Raw genomic sequence first — 22,430 nt, 5'->3', positions numbered from 1 at the left:
AATTACTTTGGCTTATTCGTCGTTAAAAATGCCCACGTAGGTCGCTTGCGTATTCGATTTACTTGCCCGATACATGCCAGAGGTATTAAACGGCAAGCTAATATTCCCCTTAGTATCAATAATAATAACGCCACCAGTGCCACCAATTGGCTTAAGCACACCGTTTATAACTTCATCTCCAGCTTCAGCTATGGTTTTACCTTGATACTTAACACGCGCACATATATCGCTCGCTACGTTATAGCGAATAAAATATTCACCGTGCCCTGTTGCCGATACTGCGCACGATTCGTTTTCAGCAAATGTCCCAGCACCAATTACGGGCGCGTCACCTACACGGCCATAACGTTTTGCCGTCATACCACCTGTAGATGTACCTGCCGCTAAATTACCGTTTTTATCAAGCGCCACTGCGCCAACCGTGCCCATTTTGTAAGAGTTAGGCAATGCTTTGTGCGCGGCTTGGTACTCTTTAATGGTTGCTTTGGCTTTATCTAATTTTTGTTTTGCTTTTAAAAGCGCTTTGTAACGAGGCTCGGTATCAAATAAGTTATTTTCGACAAGTTCAACACCTTGCTCTTTAGCAAACTCCTCAGCGCCTTGCCCACTAAGCATTACGTGTACAGAGTTATCCATAACCAAACGCGCTAATTTAATCGGGCTCTCAATATGCTTTACACCCGCAACGGCGCCTGCTTCACGGTTTCGACCATCCATTATGGATGCATCAAGCTCATGCCCGCCATCGTAAGTGTATACCGCTCCACGCCCTGCATTAAAATAAGGCGATTGCTCTAATACTGTAATTGCCGCAGTTACCGCATCTAAACTTTCACCGCCTTGGTGCAATACTTTATAACCTGTCTCTACAGCCTCTGTTAATTTAGCGCGGTACTGCTTTTCTTGGGCGGGTGTAAAGCGTGCTTTTTCTATTGTCCCTGCCCCACCATGAATCGCAATGGCAAAAGGAGTCTCTGCAGCGAATACGCTATTACTTAAAGCAAAAAGGCTGCTCGCAAAAATTGCTAATAAGGGTGTTTTCATAATGAGTTCTTTTATGGGAAAGTTATAAACTAATGTGAATGGTTGCGGGCTTAATTTCAACTAAAGTGAGTTTAATCGCATAAAAAAAGCGCCTTAAGGCGCTTTTTAAAATTTTACGTGTTTGTAATACCAATTTTATTAAAAACATGATCATTCTAGCGTATTAAATAGCTCACTAACTACGTTGNAAAGCGCCTTAAGGCGCTTTTTAAAATTTTACGTGTTTGTAATACCAATTTTATTAAAAACATGATCATTCTAGCGTATTAAATAGCTCACTAACTACGTTGAAAATTATTTATATAGAACAACTATGTATCATAATTTTAGCCTTGTTATTGAGCCATTTTCTTATCGCTATAATAGATCACTAATTTAATGCAATTGGTATAATTAAGCTTGTTTAGCTTTTAAACGCGCTAAACGTGCTACTTGATGAGTAGACGTTAAGAAAGAATAAATTGGTGCTAAGTAACCACGTTTACGAAGCTCTAAGAAATCAGCATCGCTTAACTCGTTTAGCTTTTTCTCATCGATAAGGTAAATACCGTTGATGTCTTTTTTCTCGCCTTTAATGTCTACTGTAAGCGTTTGCGCAATTAGTAGCTCTTTATCAGCAAGGAATTTAGTGAACGCTTCTGTTACTTGAGAAAACTCAATAAAAGATACAAGCGCTTCTTTACGACGTTTTAGGTAATCTGTTTCTTCGCCATTTTCAAATAATGCATTACCTTCGTCTTCACCAACAAGCGCACTTGCTTCGTCAATTACGATACCGTATTGATCTTGATCTGGGTGTTTAACTAAGCCCAGTGGGTAACGAGTAGATGCCATAGGTGCAAATGCTGCAGTCCATTTACCATCTTCTACAAAAAGGTTTTCGCCTGGCTCTAAGCCAAACATAGCAACAGCTTGAAAAGTGCCGCTTTCGTTGTTTTTAACGAATGACATTGGAAACTCGTTTGCTACGCGTGCAAACTCATGTGCAACTACTGGCACTAAATGTTGAGTTTTCATGAATTCTACATTGATGCCGTTTTGAATTTTAGTGTTGGCATGTTTTTCGTTGTGTAAAGGCTGTACTTGTTGCTCCGCCATGTTACTGCTCCGTTTATTTTAATTTATATGTTTCATTGTTAATACCTTTAGGCTAATGCTTTTGAGCTAAAAAAGGAAGGGAAACTTTTATGACAACGGCCATGAAAAAATAAAATTTAACTAAATCTGAACGTTGCTAAAAAACATACAGCTCAAACTCATAAATTTTGTTCAAAAACAACACACTTCATGGTTGATTTTAATACAAACCAAAGTTATTCATTAACATTGGTTAACAGTTCAGGACTGTTTTTTTGCAGTGTTTAGGCTTAAATTTGAGCAAATAAAAAAGGCCGCTTATATAAGCGGCCTTTAAAAGTTAAATTAGCACCCAAATTAAGGCGCCCAATATACTTCAATATTTATACTTGGGTGATTAAGCACAGCGCGAAGTGGCATGTCATTAACATCGCCGCCCGCTTTTGCTTGCTTATAAACAGCGAGTTTTTCTTCACCGCTAATTAAAAGCTTAACCACTTTAGATTGCGCAATGGCATTTAACGTAAGCGTCATTCGCTCAGTAATACTACCCGTCACATCACTTTGTATCGCATTAATTGCACATACTGTTTGCTCAGTTGTTAAACCGTGCTCTAAACCTTCTGCATTTGGGAACAACGACGCTGTATGGCCATCTGGGCCCATGCCTAGAATAGTTACATCGTATGGCGCTTTTAGAGCACTGTAAGCGGCTTCACACACATCACTGCCTTGCTGCGCGGTTGCAGCATCGTTTTTCATGGTTATAAAATTTGCAGCACTGCCAAAATTTTGTAATAACGTGCTCTTAATAAATGCTTCGTTACTTTTTTCATGGCTTGGGTCTACCCAGCGTTCATCAACCATAGCAACATCAACATGTTGCCAATCTAAATCAAGCGTTGATAAATGCTTATAAGCTGGCGCAGGAGACGAGCCACCCGACACCATTAATACAGCACGGCCATCGTTTTTAATGCCATCACGTAGTGATTGCTCAAGCGTTGCAGAAAGCTCGGCTGTTAACGCGTCTTTATCGTCAAAAAATTTTTCAACTAGTGTTGCCATGCTTATACCTTATCGCCTGTGTTAAACCACACGTGGCTTTTTTCTGCCAATAGTTCATCAGCATCCTCAGGACCCCAGCTACCAGCACGGTAAAGTGCAGGCTTGCCTTTGTCTTGCCAACGGTCAATGATTGGATCAATCCATTTCCACGCTTGACGAACTTCATCACGGTGAATAAATAATGATGGGTTATTTGCAGCGGCATCAAGCATTAAACGCTTGTACGCATCTGAGTGAAAACCATTGCTGTAAGCTTGTGAAAGCTCAATATTCATTGTTACTGGCTCAAGTTGCATTTGAAGGTTATCAAGACGCTTAGACATAAGCGTTAGTTGAATTGTTTCCTCTGGTTGCAAACGAATAACAAGACGATTTGGCTCGATATTACCCACGTTATCTTCGTAGATATTGTGAGATACTTTTTTGTATTCAACCACAATTTCTGCACAGCGCTTAGCCATACGTTTACCCGTACGAAGGTAAAATGGAACACCCGCCCAGCGCCAGTTATCAATATGTGCACGAATAGCTACAAACGTTTCTGTTTTACTAGAACCTTCATTTAGCTCTTCTAAGTAACCCGGTACAATTTTACCGTTTAAGTCACCTGGTACGTATTGACCACGAACAATATTTTCATCAACATCACCACCTACTAGTGGGCGAAGTGCTTCTAATACTTTTAATTTTTCGTTACGAATACTGTTAGCGTTAAGTTTATTAGGCGACTCCATTGCAACTAAACAAAGTAGTTGTAATAAATGGTTTTGAACCATGTCACGAAGTGCACCGGCTTTATCGTAAAAACCAGCACGGCTTTCAAGACCAACAGTTTCTGATAAGCTAATTTGGATGTTATCAATAGATTTAGCATCCCACATATTTTCAAACAATGAGTTTGAAAAACGTAGCGCCATTAAGTTTTGTACTGTTTCTTTACCTAAGTAATGGTCAATACGGAAAATTTGCTCTTCATTAAAAAATTCCGCAATTTTTCCATTAATTGCTTCAGCAGAATCACCGCAATAACCAATAGGCTTTTCAACAACAACGCGTGATGTAGGTGTAATTAAACCTTTAGTCGATAATATTTCACAACATGTGCCGTAAACAGCAGGTGGAAGCGATAAATAAAACACGCGAGACTTAGTGCTTTCGTGCTCATCTAAAATGCCTTTTAGCACATCCCAGTTGTCATCTGCTTCTGTAACATTACTTACCACTGGCACTAAAAAAGTAGAAAATGCTTTCCAATCTTTAGCGTTAAACTCACCTTTGCTTAAAAATTCTTGTAATGCTTTATGCGCTGTTTCTATGTATTCAGCACGTTTCGATTCTTCGCGCACTGTTGGTAGGATACGTGAGCCTTCAGGTAAGTTACCTTCTTGATATGCTCTGTACATTGCAGGTAGCAATTTGCGTAACGCAAGATCACCACCGCCCCCAAAAATTATAATATCAAAAGGATTAAGCATAGTTACTCTCTACGTTGTGATACCCAGTACACTTTATAAATGCGCGGGTATGCCTATTTATTGCTAGATTAGATGGCTTTTATAGCTGTATTTAAATAAAAGCCTGCTGAATTGTTCTGTATCGATGATTTATTATTATTTTTATCATTGCGCTTATTAAATGAGCCTTAGGGGCCCTGTATCTCCTCTCACAAAAATACAGACCCTAAGCACTCCAGCGCTACCCGTTCAAAGGTACTCGGTTTACTTACTTACGTAAGCGAATTTTTTACTGCGTACGGTTTTGTTTGTAGTACGCCATTAAGCCGTTTGTAGAACTATCATGAGCGTGTTTAACGCTTTCATCAGTGAGTTCACTCTCAATTTTAGATGCTAAACCTTTACCCAGTTCTACACCCCATTGGTCAAACGAACATATTTCTAAAATAATGCCTTGGCAAAATATCTTATGCTCATACAGTGCAATTAAACGGCCCACTGTTTTAGCATCTACTGTATCTAATAGCATAGACGTTGTAGGACGATTGCCTTGATGAATTTTATGATTTAATAACTCATCAATCTCTGCTTGCGATTTACCCTTAGCGGTTAAATCAGCAGTAACTTGCGTTGCATCTACACCACTCATCATCGCTTCTGTTTGTGCAAAGAAGTTTGATAATAAAATATCGTGATGCTTATCAACATTCACTTGTGGCTTAACTGATGCAATAAAATCTGCAGGTACAATTACATTACCTTGGTGTAAACACTGATAAAACGCGTGCTGACCATTAATACCCGTCATGCCCCAAATAATTGGAACTGTAGTATAAGGTACCGTTTCGCCTGCAAAGTTAACGTGTTTACCGTTACTTTCCATTTCGCCTTGCTGTAAATAAGCAGGCAACATATGCAGTGCTTGATCGTACGGTAATATAGCTTGCGCTGTGTAGCCTAAAAAGCTCGTATTCCATACACTAAGCAATGCCATAATTAATGGTATATTTTGCTCAAACGGCGCAGATTTAAAGTGCTCGTCTATTTCAAACGCGCCTTCTAAAATTGCTTCAAAGGCGTCGTAGCCTAAATATAAAGCAATTGGTAAGCCTATCGCACTCCAAAGTGAAAAGCGACCGCCAACCCAATCCCACATAGTGAATACGTTTTCGTCGCTGATACCAAAAGCTGCCGTTTTTTCTAAATTTGTACTTACTGCAACAAAGTGTTTTGCAATTGTACTTTCATCTTTTGTTGTTTGTAAAAACCAATCAACCGCTGTTTTAGCGTTTGTCATAGTTTCTGACGTAGTAAATGTTTTTGACGAAATAACAAATAATGTTGTTTCAGGGTCAATGGCTTTCAATATAGACGAAATTTGTACACCGTCAGCATTAGATACGTAATGAACATTTAACGTATCATCAGCAAGTGCTTTTAATGCCTCGGTTGCCATTTGTGGGCCAAGGTTAGAACCACCTACACCAATACTTACAACATCTTTTACCGCTTTACCGGTATAGCCTAACCATTTACCGCTACGAACTTTTTCTACAAACACTTTAATTTTAGCTAATTCGTTATCTACGGCTTGTGTTACGTTTTCGCCATCCACTATTAATGGAGTGTGAGCGCGATTACGAAGTGCCGTATGTAGTACTGAGCGATCCTCGGTGATATTTATTTTTTCACCGCTAAACATTTTATCGCGCCACGATGCAATATCGCATTCTTTAGCAAGCGACATTAAGTTAGCATAAACATCGTTATCAATAAGTTGCTTAGAATAGTCGAATAATACGCCTGGTACTTGAGTCGAAAACTGAGAAAAGCGCGTGTCATCTTGTGCAAATAACGTTTTTAGATGTGTTTGTTTCATCTTAGCTGCACTTTGTTCTAGTGCTTGCCAACTTGCTAGTTGCGTTCGGTTAGACATGGAAATATCCTCTAGTTTTTTCAATCAATTGATTTAAAAATGTTTTTTATAAAAGCAAAACTCTTAACACTGCTTATTTACACTAAAATAAAGCGCCGATAGTATAACTAAAAATGCAAAAAAAGTGCTGTTTTTATAATTTTAGATGCCGATGATAACGCAATTTTTAGCTTTTGACACCGGTATCATAAAAATTTTATAAATTAATTTACCCGCAATTTTAAAGGCAACGGGATAGCTTAATCAATCAAAATGAAATATTAATGAATTTTTATCAGCACAATAATTACTTTTTATAGTTATTCACTAATTATTAGGGCCTGTTTATCTTTCGAAGTTAAATTTGCAGCAGTGTGTTTGGCATTTAGGCAAGGCAGAGCCTATGTAGTGTGGTTATTCCCCATAAATAGGCGATAACGTGGAATAAATGCCAAACATGCGCTGCCCGAAGGGTTCTGCCTAGGGGCAGTTTACTCTTTGTTACTCGGTTTTTACTTAGCCCACTAGGTTACAAACCTCACGCCGCGATTAAATAGCCCCTAGATTGAACAAATTTTAATCCTGAAAGGTCAACAGGCCCTAGGGCTTGTTTACCTTGCGAGCAAATAAACCTTAAAAACAAAAAAATCGGCCCTAAAGCCGATTTTGTATAAATTACAATCTTTGTTTAATTACTAAGCGCTAACCCGCCACTTAGGTTATAAACCGTTTTGTATCCTAGTTGCATTAAATTAGTTGCAGCAATTTTTGAGCGGTTACCACTACGGCATAATAAAATGTACTTGTTATTTTTGTTTAATTGCCCTTCAAATACCGCATTTGCCATTCTGCTAAGTGGTATATTTAATGTTTTTTCATCTAGCGTATTAAATAACTGAGCAACATTATTTGCTCCATGCTCATACGGCTCCCGAGTATCTATTAAATATGTATCGCTGGTGTTTAACATTACTTTAGCGTCATCAAAATTTAATTGCTGTGTATCAACCTCAGGTAACGCATTTACATAACCACACAATTGCGTATTATCTACTTGTTTTGAAGCGTCGTACTGCTGTTTTTGTATTGCAAATTCATCAACTGAAATACTGCCGCTCACTAACGCATCAAGAAGTGGCGTTTGGTTTTGCTGTACAGCCCAGTTCATGGCAAAACATTGTTGGTAATCGTGCCCTGAGCAAATAATGCTGGTGCTATTAAGTTGCTCGCTCATTGCTAAAATAGAGCGTGCCATTGCTTTTGCATCGCCGCCTATAAGCGATGTATTGCCAAGCCCTGCAGGCAGTATTAAATCACCACAAAAACAGTAACGCGTTTCGCCATTACTGTTTTTTAATAAATAACTTACACTTTCTTTGCTGTGCCCAGGTGTAACTACTTTTTCAAGTACGTCGTTTGCCAAGTTAATACTTGCTGTATTTAGCGGCCAACCTAAAGCATCAACCTCACCTTTTATAACTCTTGATGCAAGAACGCTGGTTAGTAAATTAGTCGCTGACTCTCGCTCTTGATGCAGATGAGTATTAAGCACCGCCGATATAGTTAAGTTTTGTGTATTAGCTATTTTTTCAAAGCGCGGAATAAGCTCAATAATAGGGTCAATTATTACAGCGTGTTTATCATCGCTCACATAAAGCCAACTACACGCACCTTGGTGCCTAAATTGAGTAAGGCCCAGTGCGCATACTTCTTGTTGTGGTGTGGTGCTGTCAGATACGATTAAACAGTTTGCCTGTAGTATTGCTTTAAGAGCGCGAATACGCACACAAGCATCATCAATATCGTGTTGTGTTGCAGCAGGTCCAAACGATAGCCTGATCGCGTTTTCGCTTTGCCACTTACTTGCACCCATTGCATCTAAAACAAAACTTGTTGATGCGCCTGTACTACAAGCCGAACCACCACTTACGCGAATGCCCGCAGCGTCAAATAAATCAATCACTTCTTTGCTCGTTAAATCGTTAACAGCAAAGTTAAGTGTGGTAGGCACGCTATAAGCAAAATCATGATTGAATGTAATATCGCCAAAGGTGTCTTTTATCGCGCTTTGTAACTGGCTTCGATAAGAGTTAAGTATGCTAATTGGTTTAAATGTATCGTCTGATTTATCAAGCAACATACTAAATAGCTTATTTAACCCTGCAATACCGGGTAGATTTTCGGTGCCTGAGCGCATTCCACTTTCTTGACCGCCACCCGCTATAAAAGGTGTGTACGCACTGCCACTACGAATATATAAAAAGCCAATACCTTTAGGTGCATAAAGCTTATGCCCCGAAAAAGGTGCGTAGTCTATTGTTGTATCACTCAGCGCGAGCGCTTGTTTACCGAGCGCCTGCACGCAATCCACCATCCAAGATACATTTTTATTACGGCTACGAATTACCTGCTCAATAGCAGGTAAATCTTGATATACACCGGTTTCGTTATTAACGGCCATAGTGCAAATCATCAAAGCGTTATCTATATTTTTAGCTATAAAATCTAAATCTAAAATACCGTTACTATCAACCGGAATAGCAAGCACCTCAGCATTAACGTCAAGTACGCTATTCCAGTGCTTAAGTGTATTTGGCACCGCTTTGTGCTCAGTAGCGCCATATAACAATACAGGGTTTTTAATTGGGTGTTTTTTAGCATCAATTAGCGTAGAAACCACCGCAGTTTGAATGCCTTCTGTTGCGCCAGAGGTAAATAAAATATCGCCATTACTTGCGCCAATAACTGTGTGTGCTTTTTGACGTGTTTGTTCTAATAAATGCTTGGCTTGAATACCTGTGATGTGCGGACTTGAAGGATTACCAAAACATATTTGCATGGTATGAGAAACAACATCAGCTATACAAGGCAACACAGGGGTCGTTGCGTTTGCATCAAGGTAAACTTGTTTTACTGGCTCATCGTGCAATAAAAACTCAGACATTAAAAAACGCACCTTATTACTAAAAAATATATCTTATTACCAATAGTACATAAATTTACAGGTAATGAGTAATAATCAATTAGCACTAGAGGTGCGTTTACTATGCTTTTTTAGACTAAAAGTCTGTTTACTTAACTATTCACTGACCTCTTTACTTATCTCTTCATGCGTTGACGACCAAGCTGTTATTAGCGCTTTTACTAATGAAGCCAACGGGATGGCAAAAAATACGCCCCAAAATCCCCATAAGCCACCAAAAAATAATACCGCGACAATTATAAATACCGGATTTAAATCAACCGCCTCAGAAAACAGCAGTGGTACAAGTACGTTGCCATCAAGCGCCTGAATAATTCCGTAAATAATTAAAATGGTCCAAAACTGTGTTTCTAATCCAAACTGAAATAGCGCAACTGCCGCTACCGGAATAGTGACGAGTGCTGCGCCAATAAATGGAATTAATACCGACAAGCCAACAAGCACACCAAGTAGTGCGGCGTAGCGTAAATCTAAAACAGTAAATGCAATAAAAGACACACCACCAACAATTAAAATTTCAAACACTTTCCCGCGAATGTAATTCATAATTTGTTGATTCATTTCGTGCCACACTTGCAAAATTAAGCGTCGTTGCTGCGGGATCAGTTTAGCAATGCTCCCCGTTAGCTCCAGCTTATCTTTAAGCATAAAAAACACCAGTAACGGCACAAGTACTAAATATATAAGCCACGCAACAACATCTTTTAATGACGTAAGTGAAAACGACAATACAGTTTGACCAAACTCAATGATTTTAGCTTCTACCGTTGCAACAATAGCTTGTACTTGATCTATGTTAATTAAACTTGGGTATTGTTCAGGTAAAGCCATTAAATAAGACTTCCCTTGCTCTAACATATGCGGGGTTTCTTGCACTAAATTACTGGTTTGCTTCCAAAGCACTGGGCCAATAACCAAAATAAGGGTGAGCATAATGCTAATAAATATCAACATTACAATAATCGTTGCAGTAAAACGTTTTAAGCCAACGCGCTCTAAATGAACAACCGGCCAATCAAGTAAATAAGCAATTACCAATGCCACAAGCACAGGAACAATTAACGAGCCAAAAAAGTAAAGTAAGGCCACTGAGGCCAATAATAAAAATAATAAGGTAGACGAGTGAGGATCCGAGAACTTCCTTTCGTACCATGTTTTTACGTATTCAAACATGTAATGGCTCCACTAATAACAACCCACGTTGTTTATCAAAATTGTAACTATAAGCATTTTTTTTCAAAAAACGTTCAATATCGTTCGCACTTTCACCTTTATTAAGACTAAAAGTGATACGTTGTTTTGAAGATTGCGCACTTCGTAGCGCAAGTTTAAACTGCACAAATTGCTGAGGGCATTTAAACTCTTTTAAATCGCGCTCTACCATAACTACTTTATCCGTATAGTAAATGAATAATAAGTCGCATATTTACGGTCAATATACTTATATACCCAAACCATTGTAACTTTTTGTTAAAACAATACCTGCAATAGTTTATCCTTATAACATAACTAGCAGTAAGGATAAGTTAATGCCTGGCACGCATAATAAAGCGCAACTACCCAGTAATCCAACACTCAAAGAGATTAATTGGTTTAAAAAGCAAATTAACTGGGGCGAACTACCTCCTTTTTATCACCTTGTTGCCTCATCAATAAGCGAATCTGAAGGGATTTTAGATCATGGATTCGATAATGCAGTTAAACAACTTATAGATAAACGCAATTGGAACTTAGATTTATTAGAAGGCCATGAAGACAGCCTTGGTGTAATACACACCAAACATAAGCCACGTATTGCGCTGCACCAAGTTTTTACCGACAGAGGCTTTGAGCTATGGGCACAGCCTTATGCTAAAGATGTTATTGTTGACCAATACATAAAAAATAATCGCTTTATGGAGTTTAGAGTGTGGGATCCACATTCAATGAAAAACCTGATCAGAATAAGTCAGTTACATAAGTTTATTGGCTTTTATTTTGAACGGGGCGACAAAGCAGATAAAGCCATTATTTTACATGCACATAAAGTAGTACATAAAATTATTACTTTTTTGCAGCGAGAATTGAACGTTGTAAAGCTTGATGGAGTCACAATAAAAGAACTATACCAATTGTGCGAAAAAGACAGCCGTGCAAGCAGTGACGAAATAGACATAGCCAAAATTGCAATTGGCGAACAAATTAACAAGGAATAAAATGCAGCTAAAATCAGCATTTATCACTTTATGCAGTGCCGCGCTTACGTTTAGCTTATTAGTAAGCGAACCTTTAAAAGCGCAAACCAATTTTACACTTCCTGATTTAGGAACATCTGCATTACAAGCACTGCCACTTGAAAAAGAACAAGCTATTGGCGAAGTAATGATGATGCAAATACGAGGTTCATCGCCAGTTATAAACGACCCTGTGCTAGATGAATACCTCACGACTATTGGCCGTAAACTTGTTGCTAATGCTAACGATGTACGTTTTCCGTTTTCGTTTTTTTGGATAAATAACTCAGAAATAAATGCGTTTGCATTTTATGGCGGGCATGTAGGTGTACACACCGGGTTAATAGCTCAAGCCGATAACGAGAGCCAGTTTGCTTCGGTACTTGGTCACGAAATTGCTCACGTAACACAGCGCCACTTAGCACGTAGAATACAGCAGCAACAAGATAACAGCGCGCTGACCATTGCCGGTATGATTGCAGGTATATTAGCAACCGTTGTTGCACCCGACGCGGGTATTGCCATTATATCTGCCAGCCAAACACAATCTGCTTTTAGTCAGTTAACGCATAGCCGCTCAGCTGAGCAAGAAGCTGACCGTATAGGCATGCAAACACTTAATAATGCAGGATTTGATCCCCGTGCATCGAGTGAGTTTTTAACTAAACTTGCAGCGCAAATTCGCTATAAATACAAGCCACCAGCATTTTTGCTAACTCACCCATTACCAGAGAGCCGAGTATCTGATGTACGTTTGCGTGCAGAGCAATTTCCTGTGCGCCTTATGAATGCGAGCCTTGAGTTTAATTTAGCAAAAAGTCGAGTGCTTGCCCGCTATGACAACAAACCAGAAAACGCAGAAGATCTATTTAGAAAGCTACTGCGCGAAAACACCTACAACAACACTGCATTAAAGTATGGCTTAGCCATAAGCTTGCTTGATCAAAAAAAGCTTGATGAAGCAGCACCAATATTAGACGAGCTTTTAAAAAACGATCCTAAAAACTTATTTTATATAGATACCCATACCGATTTACTTATTGCACAAAAAAAGGCAGACGAAGCCGTTAAGTTTTTAGCGGATTTAAATCAGTATCGCCCTAATAATCAGGTAATTACACTTAACTATGCCAACTCAGCACTTGAAGCTGAGCAATATGAGCTTGCTGAAAATATTTTAAAGAGTTTTTTACTCGAAAAGCCAGATCATAACTTAGGCAAACAACTCCTTGCTGATGCGTATAAAAAACAAGATAAATTAGCCTCTTATCACGAAGCTAACGCCGATGTATTAGCGCAATATGGTGCTTATTTAAAAGCCGCAGACGAAGTACAAAAAGCACTAAACTTTGTAGAGCCTACTCAACTTGTAAAGCAACAACGTTTAAAAGCACTACTTACCCAGTATCGACTTTTACAAAAAGAGCTTGCAAGACTTTAAGTCTGCAAGCGCTTACCCTAAAATAGACGCAATTCACACTTTGGAATCATTTTATGTCTGTTACTATTTACCACAACCCACGTTGTTCTAAATCACGCGAAACGCTAGCACTACTGCAAAGTAAAGCAATAGAGCCAAGTGTTGTAGAGTATTTAAAAACGCCTCTTACACACGAGCAAATTTCAACGCTTGTAATCCAACTTGGTTTTTCATCCGTACGTGAATTAATGCGCACAAAAGAAGATGACTACAAAGCGCTTAATTTAAAAGATGAAAGCAGTGAATCAGCATTAATAGATGCCATGGTACAAAATCCAAAACTAATTGAACGCCCTATTGTAGTGAATAACAATAAAGCAGCGATTGGTCGTCCACCAGAAAACGTACTAAGCGTTTTATAATGAGTGCAACCATAGTGGTGCTTTATCACTCAAGCCATGGCTCAGTTGAAGCAATGGCTCATGAAATAGCAGAGTCGATAGAGCAACAAGGTGCTACAGCACTGCTTCGCACCTTTGTGGCTAAAAATGCGCACGACATTGTGATCACCAAAGATGATTTAATAAATTGCGATGGTTTAGCATTTGGTACACCAACCCGATTTGGCATGATGGCCTCTCAAGCTAAAAGCTTTTGGGAAACCACCAGCGACTTATGGTTAAAAGGTCAGTTAATAGATAAGCCAGCGTGTGTGTTTTCGTCATCAAGCAGTATGCATGGTGGAAATGAAGCAACCTTACTTAACTTATCTCTGCCACTATTACACCACGGTATGATGCTACTGGGCGTGCCTTACGATGTGCCAGAATTACTTGCAACGCAATCAGGAGGCACACCTTATGGTGCAACTCACGTTGCCGGAAGTGCTAACAGTGCACAGCTAAGCAAAGACGAAATTAAAATATGCCAAAGCGTTGGTAAACGCCTTACTCACATTGCGAGAAAACTTAAATGAATACAGCTGACAACCCAGCTAAAAAGCCGATTACAGTAAAATTCCAGCGCACCGCACTCTTTGGCTACATTGGATTATTTATTTTAATGCCACTGTGGATGTATGTGGTCCCCCCTCAAGAAGGCCCTCTTGATGTGGTGTCGCTTTTTCTGCCTATCATTCCGTTATTACTGCCCCTTAGAGGCATAATAAAAGACTACACTTATACTTACGCGTGGGCTAACTTTATTGTAATGCTGTATTTTATACATGGGCTTACAATGTTGTGGGTTGCACCCGATGAGTTAATTTGGGTATTGCTAGAGCTTGTATTTGCCTCTGCTATGTTTATTGGTTGTACGTATTATGCAAGGCATCGCGGACAAGAACTGGGATTGAAAATTCGTAAGCTCAAAGAAGAACTAGCTGAAGAAAAAGCAGCAAATGAGCACGGTGAATAAACCCGTTATCTATACCAGTTAGGTTATCCATAACGAGCTGAAAATATAAAAAACGCGCTTAAATTGCTTTAAGCGCGTTTTTTATTAACTTTTTATAGTGCAAAAGGTAACTAAACCAAATCACTCAAAGCAGCTAGCACCACAATACTCGCCAGCCCTATTTGAGCTATTAAGCTAATAAACGAAAAGCCCCTGAGCACAAACAAGCCCCAAGGGTGTTTAATATGCGGATATAACGCGCAGCGCTTTAAAGTAGTTGCAAAGAAAAAACAAATCACCGCTACCATTGTTAAACCAAGCGTCAGCTCACTTTTAATGGAGAGTGTTTCATCAAAAAAGAAGAACAACTGCAAAGGCAGCAATATAGTGACAATAGCGTGCAGCACATGTACTTTTTTAATTCGATCAAACTGCCCTTCTGGCGAAAGCTCTTTAATACCAAAGTCACGCTCTAAGCATTTAACTAAGTTATTAGCTTTAATACTAACCGCCAAACGGTAACAACTTAAACCTTCTTTATTGCGCGCTCTAAAGTTATAGCCCGCTTTAATAAGCAACACCATTAACGATTCATTTTTAGCAAATACAGCGTAATGAAGTGCTGTGTTACCTAAATTATCAACCGCTTTTTTGTCTTGCTTTGCAAGTAGCGTTTCAACCACATTTACAAAGCCTTTTTCGGCGGCCCACATAAAAGCTGTTTTATTGTTTTCATCAGCAAGAACACCTGTAGCGCCTTGCTCAATAAAACGCATTGCCATTGTTTGCTTGGCTGTTTTTTTACGTAGGTGCGTTAATAATGCTTTTTCTAGCAGTACAACAGAGTCAACATCAGGAGAAACCTGTGTAAGCAACGTAAAATAGTCTTTACCCGCTGCTACTTTTTCGCTGGCAAGTTCAGAAAGAGTATCTAAATCAGCAATAGACTCTGGAATAAACGCACTTAAGCGCTCTCTAAAATCAACTTCTTTCCAAAGGGCTAATGTATCTTTTGCCGAAAGTTTACTTTTATTATTTAGCGCATGCTCAATTAACGTGAAATAGCGTTTACTAAAAAACAAATCGACTAAAGACAGTGGCGTATCTATGGTATTTTGTGCAGCCACACTTGCGTATTTTTCAAGGCGCTGGCATAGCATAAGCACTAAGCTTTCAGGGGTGTATTCATTATCGTAGTAATGGCTTTTAACCGCACTAATATACGCTTGTGCGTCTTCGTCATATTCAGAGATATGTTGAAAGTAACATTCTTCAAATGGTTCTAGTGGGGTTAGCCATGCCAAATAATAAATAGGCGGTAACACGGTGGTGCATACACCATCGTCTTCATTTGTAGAACGACAAGCAGGCCAAGCTTCCAAAGCATCTAAAATAAAGGCACCGTTTTGTTCTACCAGTCCTTTAATAAGTAATGGGTATTCCTTTGGCCAAATCAGTACATTTTCCATTAAAACAACACAACTCCAGTGTGGCTTGGGGGTGGTAAGTTATATCAGTTTTTAGCTGACACCACGCTTAATCAAAGTGTCGATATTCTAGCACACCTTTGTTTTGCTGCTAGCGCAAAATTACGCAATAACAACAATCCTTTACTTACAAATATAAAAACGGCCAAGTACATAAGTAATTGGCCGTTTTTGAGGTTGGAGTTGGGCTTAATCAGAGCCAGACAAATAGTCTATTTACTTTTTAACTCGCTAATAACTTGATCTAAACCCACTTCAGAAATGCGTTGAATAATCTCTTTTTGCTTAGCACTTAATAGTGAAATGCCTTCGGCAACAATATCGTATACTTTCCACTCATCATTTTTACCTAAACGAAGCTTAAAACTTAAGTCGATTGTAGGCGCATTTGGCTCAATAATTTGTGTATTAACTGTTGCGTACTCAGAGTCACTTTTTGCGTTATTACGCTCAAATACTACTTTTTGACCTGTGTACTTCATTAGTGCACCAGCGTATGTGCCTGTTAAGTAATGCTCTACTGCATCTATAAATTGAACAGCCTGCTCGCGCTCAATGCCTTTAATGTGTTTACCTAATAATTTAAACGACACAAACTTAACATCAATATGTGGCATTAAACGTTTTTCAACAATGGCAGCCATCGCTTCTTTGCTTGCTGTGCCTTTTGAATTTACTTGGCCAATGTCTGCAAATAGCTTATCGGCTACTGATTCAAGTAACTGATCTGGCGATTGCTGAGTTTGTGCAAATAACGAACTACTAAAAAAAGCAGTGGCTAAAACGAATAGTTTAAAGAGTTTCATAATTGTATATGTCTGTGTGATTAAGATGGCTGTAATTTACGCGAACTATACGCAATAAAAAAGGCACAAATAAGCAACTTATTAATGCCCAAATCGCACCAATAAAATAACTAAAATAAATTCAAGCAGTTAGAAACCTCCATTAACAGCTCATATACAACCGGCATTTTGTCCTCATTGTAATTGTTAATAGGTCGCCCTTATCATTTAGTTATCACTTGAATCAGACAAACATTTGGCACCTATGAAAACGTCACTTAAAACACTTATTATCTCTTTTGCATTAGTAGTTTCACTTTTTGGCAAACTTGCTTTTGCTCAATCGAACCATGGTTATGCTGTTGATTTTCTCAAAGGCGAAGGTAACGTAAACGGCGTTAAGCTTGCGTATCAGTATCATGCACCTAGTATGCAAAACCTTATTGGCGATGCTCGCTTTTACTTTGAAACCAGCGTAAACATGTGGGAATACCGCCACGGCGATGAAACACAATCAAACCTAGTACTTGCTATGTCACCTGTGCTGCAATTTCCTGCCTTTAGTTTTAACAACACCCCATTTTATGTAGAAGCAGGAATTGGTGTATCACTGATTGATGAGACGCAGTTTGCCGGTAAAAACATAAGTACTCACTACCAGTTTGAAGACCGTATAGGCCTTGTTGCCGACTTTGGTCATACTAACGTTGCCCTTAGAGTTATTCACTATTCAAACGCAGGCTTTAAAGAGCCAAACCCAGGGCTTAACTTTTTAACGCTTTCGGTAGCTAGACGCTTTTAACGTTATTGATTGTGTTTAAAGTTATTGATTATGTTTTGAGTAATTTAATTGCTGTTATAGCGTAAAACGGTCACACTTAAACGTACTAAATATTAAGTGATACTGCGATGCAAACTTGGCATATTGTAATTATTGTCGCCGTTGTTTTTGCTATTGTCATTGGTAATATTGCGCTGATTAGACTCTCTGCAAAAACGGAGTTTAAAAAGCCCAACGCCAATATTAAAAATACAACAGACACAAAAAAGCCCTGATTAATCAGGGCTTTTTTAACAATACCGATTCGCTTAATTATATTTTCGTTAATTTAGCCTACTAACCAATGCGCCATTAGCGCAATAACAGGTAAAGTAATTAGCGTTCGCAAAATAAATATAATAAACAACTCTAAAATATTTACCGGTATTTTACTGCCAAGTAAAAGTGCGCCCACCTCAGACATATAAATAAGCTGAGTTACACTCATTGCGGCAATAATAAAGCGCGTTACATCACTTTCGATTGTACCTGCTGCTAATATTGACGGAATAAACATATCAGCAAAACCAACCATAATAGTTTGCGACGCTGCTGCCGCTTCGGGTACTTGTAATAACTCTAAAAATGGCACAAACGGCATACCTAAATACTGAAATATAGGCGTATGCTCAGCAATAATCAGTGCAAATGTACCTACTGCCATAACCACAGGCAATACACCAAACACCATATCAAGCGCGTTATGTAAGCCCTCTTTTATAGTACCTTTAACACCCGTTGAGTTATCTGCTTTAGCTAATGCAACATCTAAAGAATGACCAAATAAAGTTTTATGACCCGGAATTGTTTCAGCGTCTCTATCTGGCTCGGTGCCATCAATCAATAAATCTTTTTTAAAACGCAGTGGCGGTAATCGCGGCACAATAATAGCGGCAACAATACCGGCTAAACATACCGTTGCGTAAAACGGTGCAAATAGGTATTCAAGTTTAACTTGCCCAAGCACCACTAAACTAAACGTAATTGAAACCGCTGAAAACGTAGTACCAATAATAGCCGCTTCGCGTTGTGTATAGTGCTTTTGATCGTACTGCCTTGCAGTCATCAAAATACCCACACTACCATCACCTAACCACGATGCAGTACAGTCAACCGCGCTTCTACCAGGTACACCAAATACAGGGCGCATTACTTTAGTCATTAACGTACCAGCAAGCTCTAGTAGACCAAAGTTAATTAGTAGCGGCAGTAATAAGCCCGCTAAAATAAATACCGAAAACAACACTGGCAGTAAGTCATTTAATACCAGCGCGCCAGTATTGGCCGAGGTAATCATCTCGCTGCCTAGACTTAAGTACGTCATTAAACCAAACGCCATACCAAATAAGCGCACCACCAGCCACGTCCAGCTCACATCAAATAAATGCTTTAACAAAGGTGAGTTACATATAGCGGCGGGTTTAAACACTTTAGTAATTACAGAAATAACCCCTGTAATACAAATAATGAGAGTAATAATTGCTTGAGCAGAGCCAAGCATCATTGCTTGAACCGCTTTTGCCATAACGGCAATAGGAATGGTCATCCCTTGCGAGGTACTAATGGGTGTCATAAATAAAAACACACCAATTAACGAAGGAACCAAAAAAGTAAACCAAGTGCGCCACGTGTAGTGTGAACGATGAGGTAGCTGAGACATATTTATTAACCTATAAAAACCACAAAAAGAGCATATCGCTCTTTTTGTGGTAAAACTTATTATTATTTAAATTTTAATGCCGCGCTGAATGAGTGCTGCTTCTAATGCTTGTTGTAAACCATTCATAGTACCTGGCTCAAGCGTTTCGCCTTTGTCATCCATCCACGTTAAGCTAGTACCGCCTTCTTTAGTTTTACTTACTAAAATTTGGTATTGGCCTTCATCAATAGGTAGTTGAGCTACGTCATCACCCCAAATTGAATCCCAAACACTTGTTTCTGGTTTAGTGTAATCAGCAGTAATTAAGCCCGTATCTGGGTTAATTTCAACAATAGTGAACGACAAGCGCTCTAAAAACCCAGAGAAACGGTCAAACACAGCTTCGTAAGATTGCTCAGTTACAAGTGCTGCATTACCTTTGTTATCAAAGCCCATTTCAAGAGAAATAATACCTTGGCGTTTACGCATATCAACTTCAAGTTGACGGTAACGGTAATCAAACTCGCTCACTACTTGGTTAAGCGCACGTACTTCTAACTGCTGCTTTAACAAATCAGTTAGCGTATGGTCGCCTTTAAAATCTATCAGCTCTACACGTAAAGACGCAGTACGCTGATGTGACTTTTCTTCAATAGTGAATCTAAATTTTTCTAAGTCATCGTTAACTTCATCGCCCCACCACCAAAAACCTTCTTCGGTTTTAATGATTGAGTACCAATCAGTTTCAATAGTACCTAGTAGCTTGTCTTCTTTAGTGGTTCCTGCATTGTTATCAGCGAGGACTGATTGAATCGTGTCCCAAAGAAATTCATCTAAATCAGCAATGCCATCGTTTTTATCAAAATAAATACGCGCTTGTTTATCTGTCTCTTCTACCCAACTGCCTTTAGCAATTGTTAATACTTGTGCCGGTGGGCGGTAATTTGTAGCTTCAGGATTGTTGTCGTATTGACCTACATCCATTTTATAAACTGGGTCTTGAGCTGGTTGAGATAACGACGTTGGTGCTTTTACAGGCTCATGTGTACGATAGTTACGTTCGTCATGTGCCTTATTAATAAATACACTACACCCTGATAAACTTACCAATACACTTACTGCAAGTGCTTTTGGGATCCAATACTGCACAGATATTTCTCCTTAGCATACCCTTTAATTGTTTTAACAAATATATGAGTGGGTAATGCCGATTTGGTTCAGTGTAAAATCAATATTAACTTTACATTTATTATTTGGCTGCCTAAATGCAATAAAGTTCAGCACTTCAACTTAGCAATAAAACTAAGCGCAAATAAGCAAATTTTAGCTATGGTACTTTCCCGTGCCAGTAAAAACAAGAAACACCGCACTTTAAAAGCGCTTAATTAGCGTGTGCTGTAGTTTAGAGCCCTTTTTGTGTTAAACTTCGCCGCCGTGCAACTTCTCGTGTGTATTTTTGGTGTTGCCAACTCGGTTGATATAATCCAAGTAACAAGGTATTTGAACTCATGACTGCATTTTCAAATCATCAAATTGTTTTAACAGCGATTGGCGAAGACAGACCCGGTATTGTAAGTGAACTAACCCAACTGGTTAGCGATTGCCACTGCAACATTATTGACAGCCGTATTGCTATTTTAGGCTGCGAATTTACCTTCATAATGCTACTAAGCGGCGACATGTCGGCAATAAGCCGCATAGAGCACGTACTGCCAACTAAAGCCATGGAACTTGGCCTGCTAACCATGATGAAGCGCACTGCGAGTCATACTCCTAGCGAGTTTTGTGCAGGTTACACACTAGAATACACTGGCATAGACACCCCAGGCACATTGAGCAAAGTAACGCGCTTTTTTGCCGACAATAATATTAGTATTTGCTCACTTAAGTCAGACACTTATTCCCAAGAAGACAACATTAAAATGCGTTGTGAACTTGAATTCAACATACCTGTTGATGTAGATATAGATCAATTTAAAATTAGTTTTGAGAGCCTTTCTCACACGCTAAACGTAGATTATATTTTTAAACGAATTCGTTAAGGATGCTAAACATGAACACAATTAGTCCATTACAAGCTGGCGATACTGCACCCGCTTTTAGCCTACAAAACCAAAACGACGAAACAGTAACATTAAGCGAGCTGTTAAAAGAGCAACAAGTGCTTGTGTACTTTTACCCTAAAGCGTCAACGCCGGGCTGTACTGTACAAGCCGAAAACCTACGCGATGAGCAAGCACAGCTTGCTAAATTTAATACCCGCGTTGTAGGTATTAGCCCAGATCCAATTAAGCGCCTTAAAAACTTTGAAACTAAAAAAGAGCTTAATTTTGATTTATTAGCCGACGAAGACCACGCCATTGCTGAAGCATTTGGGGTATGGGGCTACAAAAAGTTTATGGGTAAAGAGTACGATGGTATTCACCGCCTAACGTTTTTAGTAGGCCAAGACGGTAAAATTAAACACCTATTTGATAAGTTTAAAACTAAAGATCACCATCAAGTAGTGTTGGATTATTTAGCTGCAGAATAAGTTTGTGGCAGAATAAGCTAGCGGCTAAGTAAGTTAGCTACCAGCTATTAGACAAATACAGAAAAGCGTTGCTCAAGGGCAACGCTTTTTTTTATGCTAGTTATTAAATATTTGATTAATAAGAGCATGAACGAGGGATAAATAGGCAGTCAATAATTTTGATGACTGGAGTCAAGATTTGCTCCTTTTGGTTCCAATGGTTTTTTATGGGGATTGGACTGCCCTAAATTCTCTGCAAGCTCAAATACAAATTTCACCACAAAGGGCTCTATTATCACATAACTTTCTTCCATAAAAGCAGAGACTGATAACTCATGACATTTGTTGTTATCGAACTCTTTATTAATAAACTTCGCAGTGCCATCTTCACAAAACACCCCGCTATCAATTCGGGGTAAACGCCGATGCTTGGAGATGTTAACAAGATTATCAAGCTGTTTATAGGCGGGATCTTTCTTCAATTTTATAATATTATTTTTCAGTGTATAAGCACCACGGTCATTGAGTGAATTTTTTGCCGTTTGCCAATTAAGGTTTCTACTTTCTACCTTTTCTCTCCCTATCAGGATATTGACACTGTCTCTTATACACAAGTCT

Annotated in this window: 22 protein-coding genes; 9 read left to right on the top strand and 13 right to left on the bottom strand. The window is 39.0% G+C overall.

Annotation, left to right across the window (positions count from 1 at the left end; translation table 11 throughout):
* Nucleotides 1–12 precede the first annotated feature (12 nt).
* From GQR39_RS19235 to GQR39_RS19200, 8 genes are all read right to left on the bottom strand, one after another.
* On the bottom strand, nt 13–1,044 hold the full coding sequence (locus GQR39_RS19235) for an isoaspartyl peptidase/L-asparaginase (RefSeq protein WP_165736366.1): 1,032 nt from the start codon (nt 1,042–1,044) through the stop codon (nt 13–15).
* Between the two features lie 393 nt (nt 1,045–1,437).
* Entirely contained in the window at nt 1,438–2,142 is a 705-nt protein-coding gene (locus GQR39_RS19230) for a SapC family protein (RefSeq protein ID WP_002961447.1), read from the bottom strand.
* Between the two features lie 336 nt (nt 2,143–2,478).
* Complete coding sequence (gene pgl, locus GQR39_RS19225; protein WP_165736365.1) at nt 2,479–3,189, bottom strand: 6-phosphogluconolactonase; 711 nt, start codon at nt 3,187–3,189, stop codon at nt 2,479–2,481.
* Between the two features lie 2 nt (nt 3,190–3,191).
* Entirely contained in the window at nt 3,192–4,664 is a 1,473-nt protein-coding gene (gene zwf, locus GQR39_RS19220) for a glucose-6-phosphate dehydrogenase (RefSeq protein ID WP_101163306.1), read from the bottom strand.
* Between the two features lie 268 nt (nt 4,665–4,932).
* Nucleotides 4,933–6,579 (bottom strand): glucose-6-phosphate isomerase, encoded by a 1,647-nt coding sequence (pgi, locus tag GQR39_RS19215; RefSeq protein ID WP_165736364.1) that lies wholly within the window; start codon nt 6,577–6,579, stop codon nt 4,933–4,935.
* Nucleotides 6,580–7,246: 667 nt separating this feature from the next.
* A complete protein-coding gene (locus tag GQR39_RS19210) occupies nt 7,247–9,502 on the bottom strand; it encodes an aminotransferase class V-fold PLP-dependent enzyme (protein WP_165736363.1) in 2,256 nt (751 codons plus the stop codon).
* Between the two features lie 135 nt (nt 9,503–9,637).
* Nucleotides 9,638–10,714, bottom strand: coding sequence for an AI-2E family transporter (locus tag GQR39_RS19205; RefSeq protein ID WP_007581049.1), 1,077 nt, complete (start codon nt 10,712–10,714; stop codon nt 9,638–9,640).
* On the bottom strand, nt 10,707–10,925 hold the full coding sequence (locus GQR39_RS19200) for a hypothetical protein (protein WP_024591004.1): 219 nt from the start codon (nt 10,923–10,925) through the stop codon (nt 10,707–10,709). The genes GQR39_RS19205 and GQR39_RS19200 overlap by 8 nt, the downstream gene beginning before the upstream one ends.
* A gap of 145 nt (nt 10,926–11,070) precedes the next feature.
* Here GQR39_RS19200 and GQR39_RS19195 point away from each other — a divergent pair, with 145 nt between their 5' ends.
* From GQR39_RS19195 to GQR39_RS19175, 5 genes are read left to right on the top strand one after another with little or no spacing between them, the layout of a single operon-like run.
* Nucleotides 11,071–11,736 (top strand): hypothetical protein, encoded by a 666-nt coding sequence (locus tag GQR39_RS19195; protein WP_007581045.1) that lies wholly within the window; start codon nt 11,071–11,073, stop codon nt 11,734–11,736.
* 1 nt (nt 11,737) lies between these two features.
* Nucleotides 11,738–13,195, top strand: a complete 1,458-nt coding sequence (locus GQR39_RS19190; RefSeq protein ID WP_007581042.1) for a M48 family metalloprotease — start codon at nt 11,738–11,740, stop codon at nt 13,193–13,195.
* A 53-nt stretch (nt 13,196–13,248) separates the two neighbouring features.
* Nucleotides 13,249–13,596 carry an arsenate reductase (glutaredoxin) gene (gene arsC, locus GQR39_RS19185; protein WP_007581040.1) on the top strand — a complete coding sequence of 116 codons (348 nt, stop codon included), beginning with the start codon at nt 13,249–13,251 and terminating at the stop codon, nt 13,594–13,596.
* Nucleotides 13,596–14,150, top strand: coding sequence for an NAD(P)H:quinone oxidoreductase (gene wrbA, locus GQR39_RS19180; protein ID WP_024591006.1), 555 nt, complete (start codon nt 13,596–13,598; stop codon nt 14,148–14,150). Before arsC ends, wrbA begins: the two co-directional genes overlap by 1 nt.
* Entirely contained in the window at nt 14,147–14,590 is a 444-nt protein-coding gene (locus tag GQR39_RS19175; RefSeq protein ID WP_165736362.1) for a DUF2069 domain-containing protein, read from the top strand. The genes wrbA and GQR39_RS19175 overlap by 4 nt, the downstream gene beginning before the upstream one ends.
* 110 nt (nt 14,591–14,700) lie before the next feature.
* Here the strand turns inward: GQR39_RS19175 and GQR39_RS19170 are convergent, their stop codons facing one another.
* Together GQR39_RS19170 and GQR39_RS19165 are read right to left on the bottom strand one after the other, a co-directional pair.
* Nucleotides 14,701–16,038: an ankyrin repeat domain-containing protein gene (locus GQR39_RS19170; RefSeq protein WP_165736361.1), complete on the bottom strand. Its 1,338-nt coding sequence runs from the start codon at nt 16,036–16,038 to the stop codon at nt 14,701–14,703.
* Between the two features lie 230 nt (nt 16,039–16,268).
* Nucleotides 16,269–16,862 (bottom strand): ABC transporter substrate-binding protein, encoded by a 594-nt coding sequence (locus tag GQR39_RS19165; RefSeq protein ID WP_007583914.1) that lies wholly within the window; start codon nt 16,860–16,862, stop codon nt 16,269–16,271.
* Between the two features lie 244 nt (nt 16,863–17,106).
* Between GQR39_RS19165 and GQR39_RS19160 the strand changes: the two genes are divergently transcribed.
* Both GQR39_RS19160 and GQR39_RS19155 read left to right on the top strand, forming a co-directional pair.
* Nucleotides 17,107–17,643, top strand: a complete 537-nt coding sequence (locus tag GQR39_RS19160) for an acyloxyacyl hydrolase (RefSeq protein WP_002963116.1) — start codon at nt 17,107–17,109, stop codon at nt 17,641–17,643.
* 107 nt (nt 17,644–17,750) lie between these two features.
* Nucleotides 17,751–17,897, top strand: a complete 147-nt coding sequence (locus tag GQR39_RS19155) for a DUF2897 family protein (RefSeq protein ID WP_007583912.1) — start codon at nt 17,751–17,753, stop codon at nt 17,895–17,897.
* A 53-nt stretch (nt 17,898–17,950) separates the two neighbouring features.
* Here the strand turns inward: GQR39_RS19155 and GQR39_RS19150 are convergent, their stop codons facing one another.
* Both GQR39_RS19150 and bamC read right to left on the bottom strand, forming a co-directional pair.
* Complete coding sequence (locus GQR39_RS19150; RefSeq protein WP_007583911.1) at nt 17,951–19,321, bottom strand: YjiH family protein; 1,371 nt, start codon at nt 19,319–19,321, stop codon at nt 17,951–17,953.
* A gap of 66 nt (nt 19,322–19,387) precedes the next feature.
* Nucleotides 19,388–20,449, bottom strand: a complete 1,062-nt coding sequence (bamC, locus tag GQR39_RS19145; protein ID WP_024591010.1) for an outer membrane protein assembly factor BamC — start codon at nt 20,447–20,449, stop codon at nt 19,388–19,390.
* 359 nt (nt 20,450–20,808) lie between these two features.
* Between bamC and GQR39_RS19140 the strand changes: the two genes are divergently transcribed.
* Nucleotides 20,809–21,342: an ACT domain-containing protein gene (locus tag GQR39_RS19140; protein WP_007583906.1), complete on the top strand. Its 534-nt coding sequence runs from the start codon at nt 20,809–20,811 to the stop codon at nt 21,340–21,342.
* Between the two features lie 11 nt (nt 21,343–21,353).
* Complete coding sequence (gene bcp, locus GQR39_RS19135; protein WP_002963124.1) at nt 21,354–21,833, top strand: thioredoxin-dependent thiol peroxidase; 480 nt, start codon at nt 21,354–21,356, stop codon at nt 21,831–21,833.
* 149 nt (nt 21,834–21,982) lie between these two features.
* On the opposite strand, the gene GQR39_RS19130 is transcribed toward bcp, so the two are convergent.
* Nucleotides 21,983–22,430 (bottom strand): hypothetical protein (locus GQR39_RS19130; protein WP_165736360.1); only part of this gene is annotated, 448 nt, incomplete at its 5' end.

Source organism: Pseudoalteromonas sp. C8 (genome assembly GCF_011378685.1).
Taxonomy (GTDB): domain Bacteria; phylum Pseudomonadota; class Gammaproteobacteria; order Enterobacterales; family Alteromonadaceae; genus Pseudoalteromonas; species Pseudoalteromonas arctica.
Note: the sequence above shows the minus strand (reverse complement) of the source record. Positions and strands in the feature narration are given on the sequence as shown.

Bases quoted from the DNA above. Each gene is read 5' to 3' on its own strand.
- GQR39_RS19200 (WP_024591004.1), bottom strand. From the start codon at position 10,925: ATGGTAGAGCGCGATTTAAAAGAGTTTAAATGCCCTCAGCAATTTGTG.
- GQR39_RS19195 (WP_007581045.1), top strand. From the start codon at position 11,071: ATGCCTGGCACGCATAATAAAGCGCAACTACCCAGTAATCCAACACTC.
- GQR39_RS19210 (WP_165736363.1), bottom strand. From the start codon at position 9,502: ATGTCTGAGTTTTTATTGCACGATGAGCCAGTAAAACAAGTTTACCTT.
- GQR39_RS19205 (WP_007581049.1), bottom strand. From the start codon at position 10,714: ATGTTTGAATACGTAAAAACATGGTACGAAAGGAAGTTCTCGGATCCT.
- GQR39_RS19175 (WP_165736362.1), top strand. From the start codon at position 14,147: ATGAATACAGCTGACAACCCAGCTAAAAAGCCGATTACAGTAAAATTC.
- GQR39_RS19160 (WP_002963116.1), top strand. From the start codon at position 17,107: ATGAAAACGTCACTTAAAACACTTATTATCTCTTTTGCATTAGTAGTT.
- pgl (WP_165736365.1), bottom strand. From the start codon at position 3,189: ATGGCAACACTAGTTGAAAAATTTTTTGACGATAAAGACGCGTTAACA.
- GQR39_RS19165 (WP_007583914.1), bottom strand. From the start codon at position 16,862: ATGAAACTCTTTAAACTATTCGTTTTAGCCACTGCTTTTTTTAGTAGT.
- arsC (WP_007581040.1), top strand. From the start codon at position 13,249: ATGTCTGTTACTATTTACCACAACCCACGTTGTTCTAAATCACGCGAA.
- GQR39_RS19140 (WP_007583906.1), top strand. From the start codon at position 20,809: ATGACTGCATTTTCAAATCATCAAATTGTTTTAACAGCGATTGGCGAA.
- pgi (WP_165736364.1), bottom strand. From the start codon at position 6,579: ATGTCTAACCGAACGCAACTAGCAAGTTGGCAAGCACTAGAACAAAGT.
- GQR39_RS19190 (WP_007581042.1), top strand. From the start codon at position 11,738: ATGCAGCTAAAATCAGCATTTATCACTTTATGCAGTGCCGCGCTTACG.
- GQR39_RS19150 (WP_007583911.1), bottom strand. From the start codon at position 19,321: ATGTCTCAGCTACCTCATCGTTCACACTACACGTGGCGCACTTGGTTT.
- GQR39_RS19235 (WP_165736366.1), bottom strand. From the start codon at position 1,044: ATGAAAACACCCTTATTAGCAATTTTTGCGAGCAGCCTTTTTGCTTTA.
- GQR39_RS19170 (WP_165736361.1), bottom strand. From the start codon at position 16,038: ATGGAAAATGTACTGATTTGGCCAAAGGAATACCCATTACTTATTAAA.
- GQR39_RS19230 (WP_002961447.1), bottom strand. From the start codon at position 2,142: ATGGCGGAGCAACAAGTACAGCCTTTACACAACGAAAAACATGCCAAC.
- zwf (WP_101163306.1), bottom strand. From the start codon at position 4,664: ATGCTTAATCCTTTTGATATTATAATTTTTGGGGGCGGTGGTGATCTT.
- bcp (WP_002963124.1), top strand. From the start codon at position 21,354: ATGAACACAATTAGTCCATTACAAGCTGGCGATACTGCACCCGCTTTT.
- wrbA (WP_024591006.1), top strand. From the start codon at position 13,596: ATGAGTGCAACCATAGTGGTGCTTTATCACTCAAGCCATGGCTCAGTT.
- GQR39_RS19155 (WP_007583912.1), top strand. From the start codon at position 17,751: ATGCAAACTTGGCATATTGTAATTATTGTCGCCGTTGTTTTTGCTATT.